This window comes from Chryseobacterium polytrichastri, assembly GCF_900142445.1.
GTDB classification, from domain to species: Bacteria; Bacteroidota; Bacteroidia; order Flavobacteriales; family Weeksellaceae; genus Chryseobacterium; species Chryseobacterium polytrichastri.
Genome location: NZ_FRAV01000016.1, coordinates 33601 through 52404, shown reverse-complemented (window position 1 = coordinate 52404; position 18804 = coordinate 33601). Strand labels below are relative to the sequence as shown.

Below are 18804 nucleotides of genomic sequence, written 5' to 3'. Positions count from 1 at the left end.
CTCAAAAAAACACGACATTTGTAACTCGAAAAATTCAAATAAAATTTTCAAAATTTAATAGATGAAATCCAAAGGTTCCATCTGTCCTAATAAATAGAAATTATCAGATGAAACTGTGAAGTTCCATTTGACCAATTAAAAAATAGATTTAGTAAATGAAAATATCAAACAACTGGCTGAAGGATTATGTTAAAACGGAATTGAAACCTGAAAGAATTGGTGAATTCCTGACGGATATTGGTCTTGAGGTTGAAGGGATAGATAAATTTGAAAGTATCAAAGGAAGTCTGGAAGGTATTATCGTAGGTAAAGTTTTAACTTGCGAAAAACACCCTAATGCAGACAAACTGAATAAAACAACAGTAGAAATAGGAAACGGAAAGGTGTTAAACATCGTTTGCGGAGCTCCGAATGTAGAAGCTGGGCAAACTGTGCCTGTTGCGGTTGTTGGAACAAAAATTTATGATAAAGAAGGTGGTTTTTTTGAAATTAAAGAAGCCAAAATCAGAGGAGAGGTTTCTCAGGGAATGATTTGCGCAGAGGACGAACTAGGTCTTAGCAATGATCACGGAGGAATCATGGTACTGGATGAAGAAAAATATGAAGTTGGAAAGAATTTTGCTGATTATTTTGAATTGACAACAGACGAAGTTTTTGAGATCGGATTAACACCAAACAGAACCGATGCAATGTCTCACTATGGGGTTGCTAGAGATCTATTTGCTTTCCTTTCTACAAATAAGCAAAAATCTGAATTTGAAAAAGTAAGTTCTGAAACGTTAAATAGTGAAGGTGCTCACAGTTTTAGTTTAGAAGTTGAAGATGCAGAATTATGTCCGAGATATATCGGAGCTGTCATTGAAGATGTAAAAGTTGCAGAATCTCCGGCTTGGTTGAAAAGCAGATTAAAAGCAATCGGATTAAGCCCGATTAATAATATTGTAGATATTACAAACTATGTTCTTCACGGTTTAGGACAACCTCTTCACGCTTTTGATGCAGATAAAATTGCTGACAAAAAAGTGAAAGTTGGAACCGTAAAAGAAGGAACTAAATTTACAACGTTAGACGGTGTTGAAAGAACTTTAAACGGTTCTGAGATTATCATCAAAGACGGAAGTGATAACCCAATGTGTATTGCCGGAGTTTTCGGTGGTGCTCATTCCGGAGTTTCTAATGAAACGAAAACTATTTTCTTGGAAAGTGCTTATTTCAATCCGGTAGCGGTAAGAAAAGGAGCCAAATTCCACGGTTTAAATACAGATGCATCTTTTAGATTTGAAAGAGGTGTAGATCCAAACATCACAAGAACTGCGATTACGCATGCTATCAAAATGATTCAGGAGATTGCAGGTGGAAAGTTGACCGGAGATTTGTTGGAAGAGTATCCAAAGAAAATTGAAGATAATTATGTGATCATCAGATTCTCTAAAATCGAACAGATTTTAGGAACTAAAATTCACAGAGAAAAAGTAAAGGAAATTTTAAAAGCCCTTGAAATTCAAGTTTTAAATGAAATTCAAAATGGTTTTGAAATCTCCGTTCCTGCTTACAGAGCAGACGTTACAAGAGAAATCGACGTTATTGAAGAGATCTTAAGAATCTACGGATATAACAAAATAGATGCTCCACAAAAGATTTCTTTCACTCCTGTAAAGCTAAGTGCGAAAGATCAGGATGAATTGGAAAACAATTGGGCAAGAAGTTTACAGAGCCTTGGTTTCAATGAAGTGATGAACAATTCATTAACTTCTGTAAAAGATGAAACGGATGCCGTAAGATTGTTGAATCCGCTAAGTAATGATTTAGCATTCATGAGAAAGTCTTTATTAGAAGGACTTCTAGAAAATGCTATTTACAATATCAACAGAAAGAATCAAGATATTAAGTTCTTCGAATTCGGTAAGATCTATCACAAAAGAGCACAATACGAAGAAAGAAAACAAATGGCAATTTTGATTTCTGGAAGAAATGTTGCTGAAAACTGGTTGCAGCCAAAATCTGCAACAGATTTCTATAACTTGAAAGCGTATGTGAAAGTTTTATTAGAAAGATTGGCTGTTGATTATAAAGAAGTTGCTTTATCTGATGCAAGATTCTCTGATGCTTTAGCATATGAGGTGGAAGGAAAAGCTCTCGTAAGAATAGGAAAAGTAGCTCCTCAGATGTTGAAAGATTTTGATATTGATCAAGATTGTTTCTATGCTGAAATTGAATTAGAGTTTGCTCAGGAATTACGTTCTAAAAATGTATTGAAGTTTAATGATATTCCAAAATTCAACAAAATCAGAAGAGATTTAGCTTTATTGATTGATAAGAATATTACGTATCAGGAATTGTATGAAACGGCTAAGAAGAATAAATCTCCATTCATCAAAAACATCAATTTATTTGATGTATATGAAGGGAAAAACCTTCCGGAAGGAAAGAAATCTTATGCAATGAGTTTCGAGTTGTTGAATGAAGAAAAAACGTTGGAAGAAAAAGAAATTTCTCAGGTTATGGATTCTCTAATCAAATCTTTCCAAAAGGAATTTGCTGCAGAATTAAGATCTTAATATAAAGATTACTACATTAATATATATTATCAAAACGGACTTTTTTAGTCCGTTTTTTTGTTTAATAGAAGGTATTTCGACTCGTCCAGAATGTTTTATCTAAATACTTACTGCGTTGCTTTGATAGTGAATTTTTAGCGATGTCATGCTGAACGGAGTCAAAGTGTTTTTAATAATAATTCTAATAATTTTTATAAAAAGTATCATGTTAATTTTCAACTAATTCCTATCAAGAGCTTCAAAATAAAATTCAAGAAGAAGTATTTTGGGAAATAATAAAATCCTCTGAAACCCGTTTGAATAATATAATTTCCGTAAATTTGGTTAAATCTAAAAAGAGAAAAATGAAAAATATTTTTTTAAGTATATGTACAGCAGCGGTATTGGCATCGTGTGGAACAATGTCGAGTCCTTCTGCTTCTAAAGTAGGAAAATCTCAACCGTCATTGTCAAACACAAAATGGACGTTGGCAGATAATGTAAAAGGAAAAGTTCCAACGTTAAATATTGAAGGGGAAAAGATCAACGGAAATGCGGGATGTAATAATTATTTTGGGACAGCAAAAGTAGATGTATCTACGGGAAGTTTTTCTGCCGGACAAATGGGTTCTACAAGAATGGCTTGTGATAATATGAGCGTAGAGCAGAATTTTATGGATATGGTAGGGAAAGCTAATAAATATGTTGTTTCCGGAAATACATTAGAATTGTATAAAGACAATCTTTTATTATTGAAATTTAATAAAGCTGAATAAATAAAAAAGGAACTCAATTTGAGTTCCTTTTTTTATGCTTAAGAGAGTTTCTTAGTCTTCCTCTTCTTCGTCGTACTTAGCCAACTCTTCATCACACCATTTGAATGCTGCTTCTACCACTTTAGTAGCCTCATCTGCCATAGTTTCTTCATCATCACCTTCTAAATCATCTAACCACTCAACTTCTTCTTCCTCAACGTTTAAGATAAATCTTGGATATTCTGTATGAACTACGAATAAATCTTCTGGAAATTCCGAATTATCTGCTAATAAAAACTTTGGTAACTTCATTTTTTTAATGTTTTAACTTTGATCAAAGATAATAAAATTATTGATATTTGTTCTTGTCGATTTTAATTTTTTGTAAAACTTTATAGCGCGTTAACGTTGTTCTTTTTAAAGTATCTTCAGGTTTAAAAGTGATGTATACTTGAGGATTTACGGTACTTATTAGTTCTGCTACCTGTATTTTTTCTAAATCTTTTTCTTCGATGATAAAAAACTTTAACGGGACTTTATCTAATTTTTCAGATTGTAAAAACTGAGTGATTTCTTTTCTGTTTTCAAGATAATTTCCTTTTGAAAGCCAAGTAAAAGCGAATCCTGAAAGCAAGCTTAGAGCGCCAATTACATATACTTTAATATCAAATATATCAAATAGTTTCTTGAAATAAACAATCCAGATAGGTAAACTAAAGGGGGCCATTAATCTGTAGTCTATAGAATTTACGGAATAAAAATATTGAATAAAATAAGAACAAACTATTCCCGAAGCGCCTACAAAAATGTAAAAAAACTCAGGATCAGACAATTTATTTTTTATAAATAAATAGATCATCAAAAGAATATTTACACATCCAATTCCATAGATAGCATAATTTATTTTTCCGCCGCCAGGGTCTGCAATGTGAATAAACGGATTAAAGCTCGTACATAAACCTTGGAATAATTCTACCAATAATTGAGAAGTAGAATGAAGACCCATTTCTAAAAATTGCTGAACGTAATTTTCATTAAAATAATCAATGAATAGAAATTTATAAAGAACAATAAAAATGAAACTTATTGCAGCAGAAACGATGAAGGATAAAGAATATTTTCTTTTCCAGAAAATAAGCCCGTAAAGTCCGGTTCCTCCAATAATGAATAAAGCGCTGTACCGGATGTTATAAAGTGCAATTAAAGATAAAGATAGATAGAAAATAGCTTTCCATTTTTCTAACTTTCCTGTAATGATGAGCATTGCGGTATATAAAAAAAGAAATACAAAAGGAAGAATGAGGGCTTCACTCATCGTGTAAGAGTAAATAGAAAGAAAACCAAATAAAGAACTTATAATAATGGTTTCTCTTACATAAAAGTTCTTTTTCCAAGCAAAAAATATGATAAAAAGAAATGCTAAAAGACCAACAACTTTACTGCTCCAAAATTCATCGAATCCAAAAAGAGTGAAAAATTTAATACTTAATGGATAGCCCAAAGGGGTGGTGGTGTTATCAATGACCGGAAATACATGAGCAGTTCTCATATATCTTATTGAATCTGGATTTACTCGACCTTTTTCATTCAATAAAAAACGTACAATGGTCATCACTAAAGTAATGATGACCATTGATATTTGAATGTATTTTTCTTTAAATTTCATCGAAGAAAAATAGTGAATTTTGCGATGCAAGTCAAATTTTCTTCAAACTGAATAATCTCATGTCAATTTTAAAAATTCACGATGAGCAATTGATAATTCATTTCTCTTATTTGGCAAACATTTTAGCTACTTTTTCTGCTTTTTTGCTTTCAGAATAATCATAGAAACCTTCACCAGATTTTACACCTAATTTCCCTGCCATTACCATATTCACCAATAATGGATTGGGCGCATATTTCGGGGTTTTAAAGCCGTCATACATTACATTTAAGATCGCTAAACAAACATCAAGACCAATGAAGTCTGCTAATTGAAGGGGACCCATTGGATGAGCCATTCCTAGTTTCATTACGGTATCAATTTCCTCAACTCCGGCAACACCATTGTAAAGAGTCTCGATAGATTCGTTGATCATTGGCATCAAAATTCTGTTGGCCACAAAACCTGGATAGTCGTTCACTTCTACAGGAACTTTTCCTAATGTTTTGCTCATTTCATAAATAATATCGAAAGTCTCTTTTGAAGTAGAGTAGCCCTTGATGATTTCTACCAATTTCATAATAGGAACTGGGTTCATGAAGTGCATTCCGATTACTTTATCTGCTCTTTTTGTAGAGGCAGCGATTTTAGTAATAGAAATTGAAGAGGTATTGGTTGCCAAAATACAGTGTTCAGGAGCAAATTCATCCATCTGACCAAAGATTTTCAATTTCAAATCTTGGTTTTCTGTTGCAGCCTCTACAATTAAATCTGCATTTGAAGCAGCATTTTTAAGTTCTGTGAAAGTAGTTATGTTCCCTAAAGTTTCTGCTTTTTGCTCTTCAGTAAGATTTCCTTTAGCAATAATTCTGTCAAGATTGGTGGTAATAGTTTTTAAACCTTTGTCTAAAGCATCTTGAGATACATCTACTAAATTTACATTAAAACCGCTTTGAGCGAAAGTATGTGCAATACCATTTCCCATGGTTCCAGCTCCGATAACTACAATGTTTTTGATCATTTTTCCTTAAATTATTTTTTATAGATAGTTAAATTTCTTGCGTTAGATAAGTCGGCTTTTTTCACAATTTCTGTTGCTTCAAAAGCCACTGTTCCGTCGTGATTCTCCTTTCTTGTATTATTTTGTGTTTCAATGGCAGATTGTAAACCTGTTACAAACATCGTGGTCTGTTTTTTTGAAAGATTATCGGTTCCTATATACAAATAAAATTCACCTTCTCTTCCCATGCCTCCTTGTTTGTAGATTTCCAGATTCTTAATTTTATTTTTTTTCTGAAACTTGTTTATGTAATTCATCACAGGATCTGTTGAAGGAGTTCCACAACAAATACTTCCATATCTTAATTGTAAATAGTTTTCACTTTTCTGTGCCGAAAAGAATGTAAAACCAAATACTGCTGATATTAATACTATTTTTTTCATATTAATTTGTTTTTATTGCTTGTTATTTTTAGCCCTTAAAACTCTTTAAAAATAAGCTTTAAAATTTACTTATTAAAATGGTCCCAAACTGCTTTTGAAATATCAGAAATTACTTTGCAATTTACGGCATCTGTTTCTGTAGAATTACTTACAAATAAAGCAATTGCATAATGTTTGCCGTTGGGTAAAGTTACAATTCCTATTTCGTTTTCGGCCCCGGTAAGTCCGTCTTTATTCTTTCCGGAAGCTCCCGTTTTGCGGGCTACAGGTGTATTTTTTGGAAGTTGCTCTACCATTTTATTTAATCCTGTTTGGGTTCCCAGCATTACTTTCATAAGATAATCTGTAGATTTTTTAGAAAGTAATTTTCCATCATAGAATTTTTTCAAGACCTGAACTGCAGAATTAGTCGTGCTGTAATTTTCATATTGTACATTCCAGTCTTTATGCATGGCTTCTTCATTGAATTTTATCTGAAAACCTTTTACGCCTTTAGAATCCATGAATTTTTGAACGGTTTGCGTACCTCCAATGAGTTGTAAAAGGATATCGCAGCCGTTATTATCACTCATCGCAACAGTTTGATCAATGATCTCACTTAATGGAACTTCTGCGTTGGCATCTTTATATTTATCGCGAAGAGGAGACCATGTATTTTCTAATAAATTAGATTTGTTGAGTGAAATTTTCTGGTCTAAAGATAATTTTCCTTTATCTACGAAATCCAAAACTGCCGCTGCAATATGGAATTTAAAAACACTTTGCATCGGGAGTTTTTTCTCTCCGTTTTTATTGTAATTAAATGCATTTTCAAAGCCTAAAACAGAAACGGCAACCGTTGCTTTTTTATCTTTAATAATTGAATTGATCTTCTTGTCCAGCACTGTATTTTGTGCAAATGTGAATGCTGAGATCAAAAGAAAAAGGAGCCCTGTTTTTTTCATAATATTTTATATTAAAAAATCCCTTTTAGAATCTAAAAGGGATTTGCAATTTAAGACAATTATAATTATTTTACTTCAAAATAATTAAGATTGACTCCGTCATTTTCGAAATAGATTCTGATTTTATTTTCTCCTTTTTTAAGAGTGATTCCTTTAGCAGAAACGGTTTTCCATGTTTCATTTCCTCCAGTAGAGTTGAGGGTGAATGTGGCTAGTTGTTTTCCTGTAGCATCCTCAAGTCTAATTTTACCATTCGTTTTACTTGAGTATCTGATGTCGAAACTATAGCTTTTATCAGCTTTTGCGTTAATGGTGTATTGTATCCATTCTCCGGCTTCTGTTTTTCCTATGTAATATTGGTTGGTGATTTTATCATTACATGTATAAATGTCAACACCATCATTTCGCATTTGATTTCCTGAATTCCATTCAGATCTTTTGGCTGGATCACTCACCCAAAGATTAACAAAGTCTTTATCCAGATACGCTGAACCCATTCTTCCCAAATCATATTCTGACGCAAAAACCCTTCCAGGAACTACATGATTTTTAAATGGTTTTGTAGAATCATCTGTTGTTTGTCTGAACATTGCATCAATTACATCATTCTTAATTTCAACATTACTGAATTTATAGTTGTCAGCAATTTTCATCAAAGCTTTTGTTGCGAATTCTTTAGACGGTTTCTCACCTCCATTTTTCCAATAATCTAGTAGCTTTTGATATTCCGGAGTAATCTTTACATTAGCGATTCCTGCAATATTATCAATCTTTTTCATTGGCCAGAACGCATATCCAATGTTATGCTTATCTAAAAGCTGGATTAATTCTGTAAACCAAACATTAGAGTTTTCTCCGGTTTCTCCCAACCAGATTGGCATGTTATGCTTCTCTCTCAGATCTAGTGCGTGTTTTAATGTTTCGTCATCATTATTGTTCCAATATTTATGGAAACTGAATGCCATGTTATTATCCCAAATCGGTGTCAATCCGTTATAATTATTTCCCCATCCGTTTCCTTCAAGGAAAATGATATGTTTTTTATCAACCTGACGAATAGCTTCTGTAATATCTTTCTGTAGTTTCCAAAGCGGAGCATTTGACATTTCATCTGTTCCGTTCGGGTTTTTTCCTGTGAAATTGATGTTAGGCTCATTAATTAAATCATAACCACCAATCCAAGGCTCATCTTTATATCTTTCTGCCAGTTTTTTCCAAAGGGCAATTGTCTTTTTTTGATTTTCCTCGCTTTCCCAAAGTGAAGGTTTTGATTTATCATTGTCAGAGATGTTCGCATCATTTCCCTGTCCACCGGGAAGTGCGTGCATATCCAGAATAAGATATATTTTATTGTCTGCACACCATTTCAAAAGATCATCCGTCATTTTGAAACCTTCTTCCAGCCATGTATTTTGACCTTTTACAGATTCTTTTTCAATAGGTAAGGTATACAGGTTATAATGCATCGGAAGTCTTATGGAATTGAATCCTGATTTTGCCAGAAAATCAATATCCTGTTTTGTAATTCCATTTTTTAGATAGGCTTTATAGAATTCATTCATTCCTTTTTCGCCGATTAATTCTGTAATCTTTTCTTTGATCTTATATTGTGGACCTGCGAAATCTGCTGTTTTCAACATATATCCTTCCTGCAACATCCATCCACCTAAACCTAGGCCTCTTAATTGAATATTTTCACCTTTATCATTTACGATTTTTTGACCATTGGTTTTTAACAACTGTGATGTCCCAAATTGAGACAATAAAACCGCGGACAATAGAATGGCTCTTTTCATAGTTTTGACTTTTAAAATATTAGGAGATTGATTTTAGAATTAATTACTTTTAAGTAAAGACAAATATATTTAAAAATTATTGAATAAAAAGTGAATAATTTGACAATTTACTGAAAAATAATAAGCGGGATTTATAGCCCGCTTATTAATGTTTTTTTTTAGAATTAATGTAAACAATAAGATAATACTGTTAAAAATAAGCCTAATAATATCTGTGGAAATATCTTTTTTATTTTGACACTTTTAAAGTAAAAGACACCTAGAATTACGAATAAAATTCCTGATATAATTACACTATAAAAATCAATATAAACGGAAAAATTTTCAAATTTTCGAATTTGAAAATATAGTTGGATTATAATTTCGAATAATGTGATTGATAAAAATAAAGTGTTGAAATAATTAATCAATTTTTTAGTAAAAACATATTTTATAAATCCAATGACACCAAAAATTCCTTTAAAAATTGTTATAAAAACATTCCAATTATCAAAAGGTGATAGTTGTATGAAAGATTTATAAGGTTGATAAATACTTTTGGAGATATTATAATCATCAATAATAAATAAGTAGCTTACATATAAACAGATTACTGATAGATACAAAAATATCAAGGGAAGTATGTAATCTTTTATTTTCTTCATTAATTATTTATCAATCTCATAATCTCCAAAGCCACTTTCAACGCTTCAGTTCCGTCTTCCAAAGAAACTTCTACATTTTTATCTTCTGTGATGGCATCTGCAAAAGAATTCAACTCATCCAAAATCGCATTGTTAGGTTGAATGTTTGGATATTCAAATAAAATCTGATTTTTCTCTCCATCTGCGTTCTCAATGATCATATCAAATGGAGTAGGGTTTTCAGGTGCATCTTTCATACGGATAACTTCTGCTTTCTTCTCCAAGAAATCTACAGAGATGTAAGCATCTTTCTGGAAGAAACGGCTTTTTCTCATTGCTTTCATTGAAATTCTGGATGTTGTAAGATTGGCAACACATCCGTTTTCAAATTCTATTCTTGCATTAGAAATATCCGGAGTTTTACTTACTACACACACGCCGCTTGCATGAATATTTTTAACTTTAGATTTTACAACACTTAATAAAATGTCCAAATCATGAATCATTAAGTCCAATACCACAGAAACATCTGTTCCACGAGGGTTGAATTCTGCCAATCGGTGAATCTCGATGAACATTGGATTTTTGATATATTCCTTAGTAGCCATAAAAGCAGGATTATATCTTTCAACATGACCCACCTGAGCTTTTATCCCATTTTCACGACATTTCTGAAGGATTTCTTCTGCTTGTTCCAATGTATGGGTTACAGGTTTCTCGATGAAAAAATGAAGTCCTTTATCAATTGCTTTTAAAGCATAATCGTAATGATAAATTGTGGGAGTTACAATATCCAACATTTCGATCTGATCCAAAAGATCATCAAAATTTTCAAAATATTTATATCCTAATTCGGCTTCTAATTTTTTACCGTTTTCTACATCTTTATCATGGAAACCTACAAATTCATACTTATCCGACTGATTAAGAAGTCTTAAATGTATTTTTCCTAAATGTCCGGCACCTACCAAACCTGCTTTTAACATAGTTGTATTAAATTTCTGTAAATATAATGATTTTAGGTATTAGGAAATAGATGATAGGTTTTAGGTTGATAAATAGTATTTGTTTTATTATTTTTGTGCAAACTACTACCCGAAAACCTAATAACTACTATCTAATGACGCACGATTCGTTTGTACATAAAGGAAAAAGAAAAAATTTGGTTGAATATCTTCGATATAGAATTGGAGTTTCAGATGAAAATGTACTTTCGGCAATGAATGAAGTTCCGAGACACCTTTTTATAGAAAGTATTTTTGAAGATTTTGCTTATGAAGACCGTGCCTTTCCTATTTTGGCACATCAGACTATTTCGCATCCTTCAACGGTGGCAGAGCAATCTGAATTATTACAATTAAAGGCTGGTGAAAAAGTATTGGAGATCGGAACCGGATGTGGCTACCAGACTGCTGTGCTTATAGCAATGAAAGGCTTGGTATATACAGTTGAAAGACAAAAAGATCTATTCGATTTTTCTAAGAAAAAGCTGCGTGAAATGCATTTGTATCCAAAGTTTCAGAGTTTTGGAGATGGCTTTGCAGGGCTTCCGACATTTGCTCCTTTTGATAAAATCATTGTGACTTGTGGAGCTTCCGTATTACCTACGGAATTATTGAAACAGCTAAAAGTAGGAGGCAAAATGGTGATTCCGTTAGGTCCAACAGATGAGCAGGTGTTGTATAGGTTTACCAAAATTTCTCCGACAGAGATTGAGAAAGAAGAATTTGGAGCATATAAATTTGTTCCAATGTTAGGCAAAACAAATCAATAATAACTCTAATTGTTGGCAAAACGCTAAGACGCAAAGATTCATAAAAAAACTTTTTTAAGGCGCTAGAAAATCAAAGATTTTCAGTGATGTTAACGTATTCAATTTTATCGAAGATAAAATCCTTGCGCCTTATTATGCATAATTGAATTAGAAAATAGCGTCTTTGCGATTACCAAAATTAAAAACGTTACAAATTATCCCATAATATGAAAACCTCCGTCCACGTGACGGATTTCTCCGGTTATTCTTGTTTCTTTTCTGAAAAGATGCACAATTTCGTGGGCTAAATCTTCAGGTAAAGCGTTTCCTAACGGACTTTTTTGATTGGCTTTCTCAACATCTTCAGTATTCAATGTAGCATTTCCGGCCTTACTTCCCATATAAGGTGAAAAACGAATGGCATTGGCACGAATCCCATGTTTTCTGCCTAATTCATGAGCGATTTCCATGGTTAAACGTTCAAGCGCAGCCTTAGCAATACTGATATTAATATAAGGAAAAGAAGAAACTTTTTCTGCCGCAATATAGCTAAGCGATACAATAGAAGCTCCATTCTGAAGAACATTATTAGAAAGTAATGCTTGCGATAAGGAAATCAAAGAAAAGGCGGAAACATTCATCGTTTCATTAAATTCTTCTACGGTAACCTCCAGCATCGGTTTTACAGATTTTTGTCTGATAGTTTTATCCATTGCGATAGCATGAAGAAAGCCGTTAAGTTTAATGTCTTTTTGATAGAGATCTTTCGCCAGAAAATCCAGGCTTTCTGGTAAGGTAACATCTAGAGGGGCGGTGTACACCTGATCTCCTAAAACTTTGTGGCAAGCGGTTTTAAAGTCGGTATAGTTTTTATGAAGAAATCCCTGAGCTTTTTCAGAGATGTTTTTATGAAAAGGAGTAACTCCTAATCCTGCGCATACCACGTTTCCGTTATTTTCAAGAATCTTTTCAGCGGTTTTCATGGCAAGAGAGTTTTCATCTGCAATGCCTGTAATTAGGAAGGTTTGATCTTTCAGCATAATTTTTTTATGTTATTTAAAATGAAATAGTAATTTCTAAGCCTTGTAAAGCGCTGTTCCCCAGGTCCACCCTGAGCCTACAGCAGCAAATAGAAGGATGTTTCCTGGCTGTATTTTTCCACTTTTATAAGTTTCGTCAAGAACAATAGGAATAGTTCCTCCTGAAGTGTTGGCGTATTTATCCATATTGGTCATTACTTTTTCAAAAGGGATATTGACTTTTCTGGCGGTTTCCTGAAGAATTCTGATGCTCGGCTGATGCGGAATTACCCAGTCTACATCGTCTGCGGAAAGCTTATTAGCCTCAAGGATTTCAGTAATTGTTTCAGGAAGCACCTTAGTTGCTGTATTAAAAACTTCCTTACCATTCATTTGAAAATAATGAAGTTTCTGTTTCAGTGTTTCTTCTGATGCAGGCATTTCAGAACCTCCGGCAGGAATATTAAAATGATATTTTCCACGACCATCTGCGTGAAGTTTAAAATCAAAAAATCCTTTGTCTTCCGTGGTAGCCGAAAGTAATATGGCACCTGCACCGTCTCCGAAAAATACCGAATCTTTTCTTTCCCAATCGGTAATGGTTGAAAAGGTATCAGCGCCAATAACTAAAACATTTTGATACATGCCTGTTTCTATAAACTGACAACCGATGGCGATTCCGTATAATCCGCCCGAACAGACTGCTGAAATATCAAATGCCACTGCCTGATAAGCTTCCATTTTTTCCTGCACAAAGCACGCTGTGGAAGGTGCTTGTCTATCTGGAGTAGAAGTTGCTACGATAATCAAATCTATTTCTTCTGCTTTTACATTGGCTTGTTTTAAAGCTTCTAATCCGGCTTTATAAGCCAAGTCGCTGGTTACTTCCCCCTCTGCAATTCTACGTTCTTTGATCCCCAAATTTTTATAAATCCATTCATCAGAAGAGCCAATAGCTTCAAAGAAATCATTTTTTAGAATTTTTGGAGGCACGTAAGATCCTGTACCTTTTATAAAGGCATTTTTTCTATTCATGTTTTTTTTTGTGTTATGTTGATTTATTTGTTTGAAATTTTGATTTTAATGTAAAAACAAAGCAAATCTATTAATAATTATATTAAACAAATGGTTTTTTGTTAGCTTTTTTATTTGTGTTATAGATGCTGTTTTTTGAAGATAAATCTTAAATCAGGTGGTATAAATAAGAATGGTTATGATTGTTTCGGAATGAAAATTGTAACGTTTTTATTATCGAATTTCTTTAGTATTGAATGGTATAGATATACACAGCTTTAAAATCATCACATAATTTTAGTAACACTCAAAAAATATGCTAAGTAATTAGGTTGAGGTGTAAGAAGTTATTCTCAATAACTTAATCATATTTTGTTGATATGAAAATTGAAAATCGATCAATAAGGATATATAATTTATGCTTATTGATTGTAAATTGAATTAAAAATGTCTGTTGAAATGAATTTAGAGAAAACAAGACAGATCAAAATAGATAGTTTCAAGATATAAATTAAGACCCCATTATAGCAGAGTGAGGTTTTCTATTTTAAAAGCTTTAATAATTAATTACAAAATAAATAATGAAAGTATTCATCAACAAAAGGATTCCGGAAATAGGAATCAAAATGCTGGAAGAGGCAGGATTCGAAATTACATTCCCATCACATGATAATCTACCTCATGAAGAATGGTTAAAATATTGTGAAAATGCAGATGCAATCTTAAATGTGGGACACAATACATTTGATCATGATTTTTTTGACCAATGTCCGAATGTAAAAGCAATTGCTTTGTATTCTGTAGGATTCGATCATGTGGATATTAAATCAGCTACCCAAAAGAATATTCCTATCGGAAATACACCGGATGTATTAAGTAAAGCTACTTCAGATGTTGCATTTTTATTGATGCAATCGGTTGCAAGAAGAGCGAGCTTTAATTTCCAAAAAGTGAAAGAGGGAAATTGGGGAGATTTTGATCCTCTACATGCTTTAGGACAAGAGTTGTATGGGAAAATCTTACGTGTTTTCGGATTGGGAAGAATAGGTTTCGAAATGGCCGAAAAATGTAAGAAAGCGTTTGATATGAATATTATTTATCATAATCGTCATCACAATGAAGAAGCAGAAAAAGCACTCAATGCTACTTATGTTTCTTTCGAAGAACTGGTTGCACAATCTGATGTGTTGAGTATTCATGCTAATTTTGTTCCCGACCAAAAAGATCTTTTTAATGCATCCGTTTTTGAAAAAATGAAAACCAATTCGATATTCATTAATACAGCGAGAGGTGGTTTTCATAATCAAAAAGATTTATATGAAGCATTGGTTTCCAAGCATATTTGGGGAGCTGGTTTAGATGTTACCAATCCGGAACCTATCTTTAAAGAAGACCCTATTTTGGAGCTTTCAAGTGTTTGTGTATTGCCACATATTGGTTCTGCAACCATTGAAGCGAGGAATGGAATGGCAAGAGTAGCTGCAGAAAATATCATTGCTTTTTCTAAAGGGGAAAAAATGCCCAATTGTGCTAATCCTGAGGTTTACAAAGGATAATTTGTTTGAGTTTTAATTAAAGACAAACTAAACCTATAAGGTTTTTAAAACCTTATAGGTTTGATAAGTATCAATCTTTTTCCTCTTTTAAGATAAATGATCTACTGCCTATCTGCACCAAGCTTACCGCTATCAGAGTGAATAGGATGATGAATTTATACTTGAAAAATAATGAAAACATCATTGAAAGCTGATCTTCATTAAACAGAGTAATTAATAAAACCAGACTCATTAATAGGATAACAGCAAGCAGAGAATATATTTTTAGATTGAACTGACGCTGTTGCTTTACTTCAATTTTTCTAATAATATGAGTAGAAAACCCTAATGAAAATCCTTTTTCAGAGGGCTTTTTTAAAGAATCATTAAGTATATCAAATCCTAATAAATCTTTTTCAAATTCATCATGATTTTTTTGATCAGCAATGAAATTGTTAGTTTTTTTATCTTTATTGGTATCCATCTTTTTTCAATTTTTCTTTTAATAATTTTCTTGCTCGGAATAAATATCCTTTAATGGTTCCTTCAGGGAATTTTGTGACTTTTTGAATTTCCTGAATACTGAAATCATCCAAATGATACAGCGTAATGACCGTTCTGTATTGCAATGGAAGTTCACTGATTAATCTGTTGATATAAAGATCAAATTCTTTTCCGATCAGTTTTGTTTCTGGAGTTTCAGAAGAGAATTGAAAATCTGAATGGTCATCAATGATACTAAATTGATGTTTTGCATTCTTCTTGATATAATTTACGGCAACATTGTAGGTGATCTTGGCGATCCAGGTAGATAATTTAGATTCTCTTTTGAAGCTTTTTAAATGCTCATATACTTTAATAAAAACCTCCTGTCCCACATCTTCAATATCTTCATCATTATTCATCATTCTGTTTAAAATAGAATACACCAAATTCTGATATTGCTTTACAATATGCTGGAAAGCGCCAAGGTTTCCCTTCAGGATTTCATTAATGGTTTTTTCTTCATCAAACATATCTTATTAGACAGATTTTTTCTCTTTAGGTTACAACTTTCTAATTTATTCTAATTTTTGTAACCTTTAGCCTTATAACTTTGTCTATTGGTCAAATATTAATCGAAATGAAATCATTGGCACCCTTTATCGTTATGATCGCGATTTTAATTTCCCTCTCGGTAATTATCGTGGTGATTACCAATTATAACTTGAAGAAAAAAATACTCAATAAAGAAAATATTGATGATAAGATGTATATCATCTTGAATAATCTCACGGGATTTAATACGGAAATGTTGAAATGGGGTATTATTTTACTGTTTGGTGGAATTGGTCTTATCGTATTAGAATTTCTTCCACATGATGAAAATACACCTCTTCCTTATGGAGTGATGGCAGTCTTTGTTGCACTCGGTTTTCTTACCTATTATTTCATGATGAAAAATCAGAAGAAATAAGTTTCTCAATCTAATTTAATCAATAAAAATCTCGAACTGTTTTCAGGGCAAAAAACTTTGCACTCGGGATTTCTATGTTCTTTTTTTATAATTATGAAAAACTCAAAGATACTTTCAATACTGGTTTTTATTGTGTTTATAAATACAGTACATGCTCAGGAGACGAAAAAAGATTCAATAGTGAATGAACGGGAAACTTCAATAAAAGAAGTCGTTATCAGTTCCAAAAAACCTTTAATTAAAAGTAAGATCGATGGTTTGGTATATGATGTTCAGTCAGACCCGGAAAGTAAATCTAAAAGTCTGATTGAAATGATGAAAAAGCTGCCTTATTTATCGATTGACAGCAATGAAAATATACTTTTCAAAGGGAATATGAATTTTAAAATTCTAATAAATGGTAAGGAAACTCAACTTCTCAATACCAATGCAAAAGAGGTTTTAAAAAGTATTCCGGCAAATACCATTCAACGTATTGAAATTATCACAAATCCTTCTTCAAAATACGACGCAGAAGGTGTTTCAGGAATTATTAATATTATCAGCACCAAGAAAATGAAAGACGGATATAATGCTTCTGTGAACTTCGGAACAAAATTTCCTAAACAGGAACAAAATGCAGGTTTTTCATTAAATATTCAACAGAATAAAATTGGAATTTCGGCATATGGTGGCGGTTTTTTTAGAAATAATCCTGAAATTGATTATCAAAATAATCAACAAGCTTTATCTAATTATCTAGATCAAAAGGGAAGGATTTCGAGCAAAGGAAATGGCAGATATTTTAATATGAATGTAAGCTATGAAATCGACAGTTTACATTTATTAAACATTCAAGTAGGGTCAAATTTTTCTAAAAGTAAGTCTAAAGATCTTCTTGATTCTTATTTCTACCAACAGGATATTCTGACAGAAAATACAGCTTCATCTAATAATTCTCAAAGTAAAGAAAGAGGTTTTGAAGCCTCTGTTAACTATCAAATGGGCTTTAAAAAAGATAAAAGCCAGCTTTTAACTTGGTCCTACAAATTCAACAATTATGATTACACTTTATCGAGCATTTCCGAGATCAATAATAGAATCGAAAATTCTAGCAGCAGAATTGATCAGGATAACAATAACCAAAATAGCGAAAATACATTTCAAATTGATTTTGTAAAAAATATCCAAAAAATATATTTGGAAACAGGCTTGAAAATGATTCTAAGAAAAAATAGTAGTGCTTACGATGCCGTTCCTGAAAATGTTTTGAATTCCAATGAATTTTTAAATCAACAAAATATTTATGGAGGCTATTTTTCTGCAAAATTTAGTGTATTCGACTGGAGTTTTCAAACAGGCCTACGACTTGAAGGTACAGAAACTAAAGTGAATTTTACTTCCACGGCTACAGGAGTAAAGCAAAATTATTTTAATTTGATTCCCAATATTTCGATGAATAAAAAATGGAAAGAATATCACAGCATTAATTTTGGTTTTTCACAACGGATTAAAAGACCCGGAATTATCAGATTGAATCCTTTTATCAATAAATCAAATCCGTATTTTGAAGTCAGTGGCAACCCATATCTAAAACCTGTTGTCAACAATGATGTGATGCTAAATTATTCATTTAATAAAAAAGTAAACCTAAATGTTGGGCTTTCATATTCCTTTTCAAATAAAGTTGATATCAAGGTTTCTACTTATGATTCTTCTACCAACGTCACCAAAACAACCTTTGAGAATTCAAGTAAAATAAGCAGATTAGGATTGGATTATTATTTTAATTATCCGGTTACCAAAAAGCTGAACCTAAGTATAAATGGAAATGCTGCCTTCTTTTTAATCAATGGAATAGTGAATGATGTTCTCGTTAAAAATAATCTTTTCACATATTATCTTTATATCACAGCAAATTATCAGTTTGAAAATAATTGGAATGTCAATTCAAATTTGGAAATCAACAGTAAAATGCCTGCAGGTTTACAAAGCACAACAAATGGTTTTGTAGGATCGTCTTTTAGTGTCAGTAAAAGTATTTTAAATAACCAGCTTGTGTTTTCTGCATCTATTAATAATCCGTTCAATAAATTTAGAAAATCGGTTACGGAAACATGGGGAGAACAATTTTATCAAAACAATTATATAAGAGATTATTACAAATCATTTGGGGTAAGTGTTCAGTATAAATTTGGAAAATTAAAAGATGAGATTAAAACAACTCAACGAAAAATAAATAATAATGATTTATCAAACTAAATTTTTATTCTTTATTTATCCTAATTGAAAATAATTTCCAAGT

Annotated in this window: 17 protein-coding genes; 6 read left to right on the top strand and 11 right to left on the bottom strand. The window is 32.2% G+C overall.

Annotated features, from left to right (window positions below; translation table 11 throughout):
• Nucleotides 1-155 precede the first annotated feature (155 nt).
• Nucleotides 156-2558 carry a phenylalanine--tRNA ligase subunit beta gene (gene pheT / locus BUB80_RS11385; RefSeq protein WP_073293049.1) on the top strand — a complete coding sequence of 801 codons (2403 nt, stop codon included), beginning with the start codon at nt 156-158 and terminating at the stop codon, nt 2556-2558.
• Nucleotides 2559-2902: 344 nt separating this feature from the next.
• Nucleotides 2903-3313: an META domain-containing protein gene (locus BUB80_RS11380; RefSeq protein ID WP_073293091.1), complete on the top strand. Its 411-nt coding sequence runs from the start codon at nt 2903-2905 to the stop codon at nt 3311-3313.
• Between the two features lie 51 nt (nt 3314-3364).
• On the opposite strand, the gene BUB80_RS11375 is transcribed toward BUB80_RS11380, so the two are convergent.
• The 7 genes from BUB80_RS11375 to BUB80_RS11340 form a co-directional block, all read right to left on the bottom strand.
• Nucleotides 3365-3604, bottom strand: coding sequence for a hypothetical protein (locus BUB80_RS11375; protein WP_002977986.1), 240 nt, complete (start codon nt 3602-3604; stop codon nt 3365-3367).
• 37 nt (nt 3605-3641) lie between these two features.
• Nucleotides 3642-4958 (bottom strand): hypothetical protein, encoded by a 1317-nt coding sequence (locus tag BUB80_RS11370; protein WP_073293048.1) that lies wholly within the window; start codon nt 4956-4958, stop codon nt 3642-3644.
• A 106-nt stretch (nt 4959-5064) separates the two neighbouring features.
• Nucleotides 5065-5955: a 3-hydroxybutyryl-CoA dehydrogenase gene (locus tag BUB80_RS11365; protein WP_175549601.1), complete on the bottom strand. Its 891-nt coding sequence runs from the start codon at nt 5953-5955 to the stop codon at nt 5065-5067.
• Nucleotides 5956-5969: 14 nt separating this feature from the next.
• Entirely contained in the window at nt 5970-6380 is a 411-nt protein-coding gene (locus BUB80_RS11360; RefSeq protein ID WP_073293046.1) for a hypothetical protein, read from the bottom strand.
• A 65-nt stretch (nt 6381-6445) separates the two neighbouring features.
• Complete coding sequence (bla-A, locus tag BUB80_RS11355) at nt 6446-7324, bottom strand: CGA/CIA family class A beta-lactamase (protein ID WP_073293045.1); 879 nt, start codon at nt 7322-7324, stop codon at nt 6446-6448.
• A 65-nt stretch (nt 7325-7389) separates the two neighbouring features.
• Nucleotides 7390-9120, bottom strand: a complete 1731-nt coding sequence (locus BUB80_RS11350; RefSeq protein ID WP_073293044.1) for a cellulase family glycosylhydrolase — start codon at nt 9118-9120, stop codon at nt 7390-7392.
• Between the two features lie 643 nt (nt 9121-9763).
• Nucleotides 9764-10729 (bottom strand): Gfo/Idh/MocA family protein, encoded by a 966-nt coding sequence (locus BUB80_RS11340; protein ID WP_073293042.1) that lies wholly within the window; start codon nt 10727-10729, stop codon nt 9764-9766.
• Nucleotides 10730-10863: 134 nt separating this feature from the next.
• Here BUB80_RS11340 and BUB80_RS11335 point away from each other — a divergent pair, with 134 nt between their 5' ends.
• On the top strand, nt 10864-11517 hold the full coding sequence (locus BUB80_RS11335) for a protein-L-isoaspartate(D-aspartate) O-methyltransferase (protein ID WP_073293041.1): 654 nt from the start codon (nt 10864-10866) through the stop codon (nt 11515-11517).
• 194 nt (nt 11518-11711) lie between these two features.
• Here the strand turns inward: BUB80_RS11335 and BUB80_RS11330 are convergent, their stop codons facing one another.
• Nucleotides 11712-12536: an SDR family oxidoreductase gene (locus tag BUB80_RS11330; RefSeq protein ID WP_073293040.1), complete on the bottom strand. Its 825-nt coding sequence runs from the start codon at nt 12534-12536 to the stop codon at nt 11712-11714.
• Between the two features lie 36 nt (nt 12537-12572).
• Nucleotides 12573-13550 (bottom strand): 3-oxoacyl-ACP synthase III family protein, encoded by a 978-nt coding sequence (locus BUB80_RS11325; RefSeq protein ID WP_073293039.1) that lies wholly within the window; start codon nt 13548-13550, stop codon nt 12573-12575.
• Between the two features lie 560 nt (nt 13551-14110).
• On the opposite strand from BUB80_RS11325, the gene BUB80_RS11320 reads away from it, so the two are divergent.
• Nucleotides 14111-15085 (top strand): 2-hydroxyacid dehydrogenase, encoded by a 975-nt coding sequence (locus tag BUB80_RS11320; protein ID WP_073293038.1) that lies wholly within the window; start codon nt 14111-14113, stop codon nt 15083-15085.
• Nucleotides 15086-15155: 70 nt separating this feature from the next.
• Here BUB80_RS11320 and BUB80_RS11315 read toward each other — a convergent pair whose 3' ends face one another.
• Nucleotides 15156-15548, bottom strand: a complete 393-nt coding sequence (locus tag BUB80_RS11315; protein ID WP_073293037.1) for a hypothetical protein — start codon at nt 15546-15548, stop codon at nt 15156-15158.
• On the bottom strand, nt 15535-16080 hold the full coding sequence (locus BUB80_RS11310) for an RNA polymerase sigma factor (protein WP_073293036.1): 546 nt from the start codon (nt 16078-16080) through the stop codon (nt 15535-15537). Before BUB80_RS11310 ends, BUB80_RS11315 begins: the two co-directional genes overlap by 14 nt.
• A gap of 107 nt (nt 16081-16187) precedes the next feature.
• On the opposite strand from BUB80_RS11310, the gene BUB80_RS11305 reads away from it, so the two are divergent.
• Both BUB80_RS11305 and BUB80_RS11300 read left to right on the top strand, forming a co-directional pair.
• Nucleotides 16188-16520: a DUF6249 domain-containing protein gene (locus BUB80_RS11305; protein ID WP_073293035.1), complete on the top strand. Its 333-nt coding sequence runs from the start codon at nt 16188-16190 to the stop codon at nt 16518-16520.
• A gap of 93 nt (nt 16521-16613) precedes the next feature.
• Complete coding sequence (locus BUB80_RS11300; protein ID WP_073293034.1) at nt 16614-18761, top strand: outer membrane beta-barrel protein; 2148 nt, start codon at nt 16614-16616, stop codon at nt 18759-18761.
• The last annotated feature ends 43 nt before the right edge of the window (nt 18762-18804 follow it).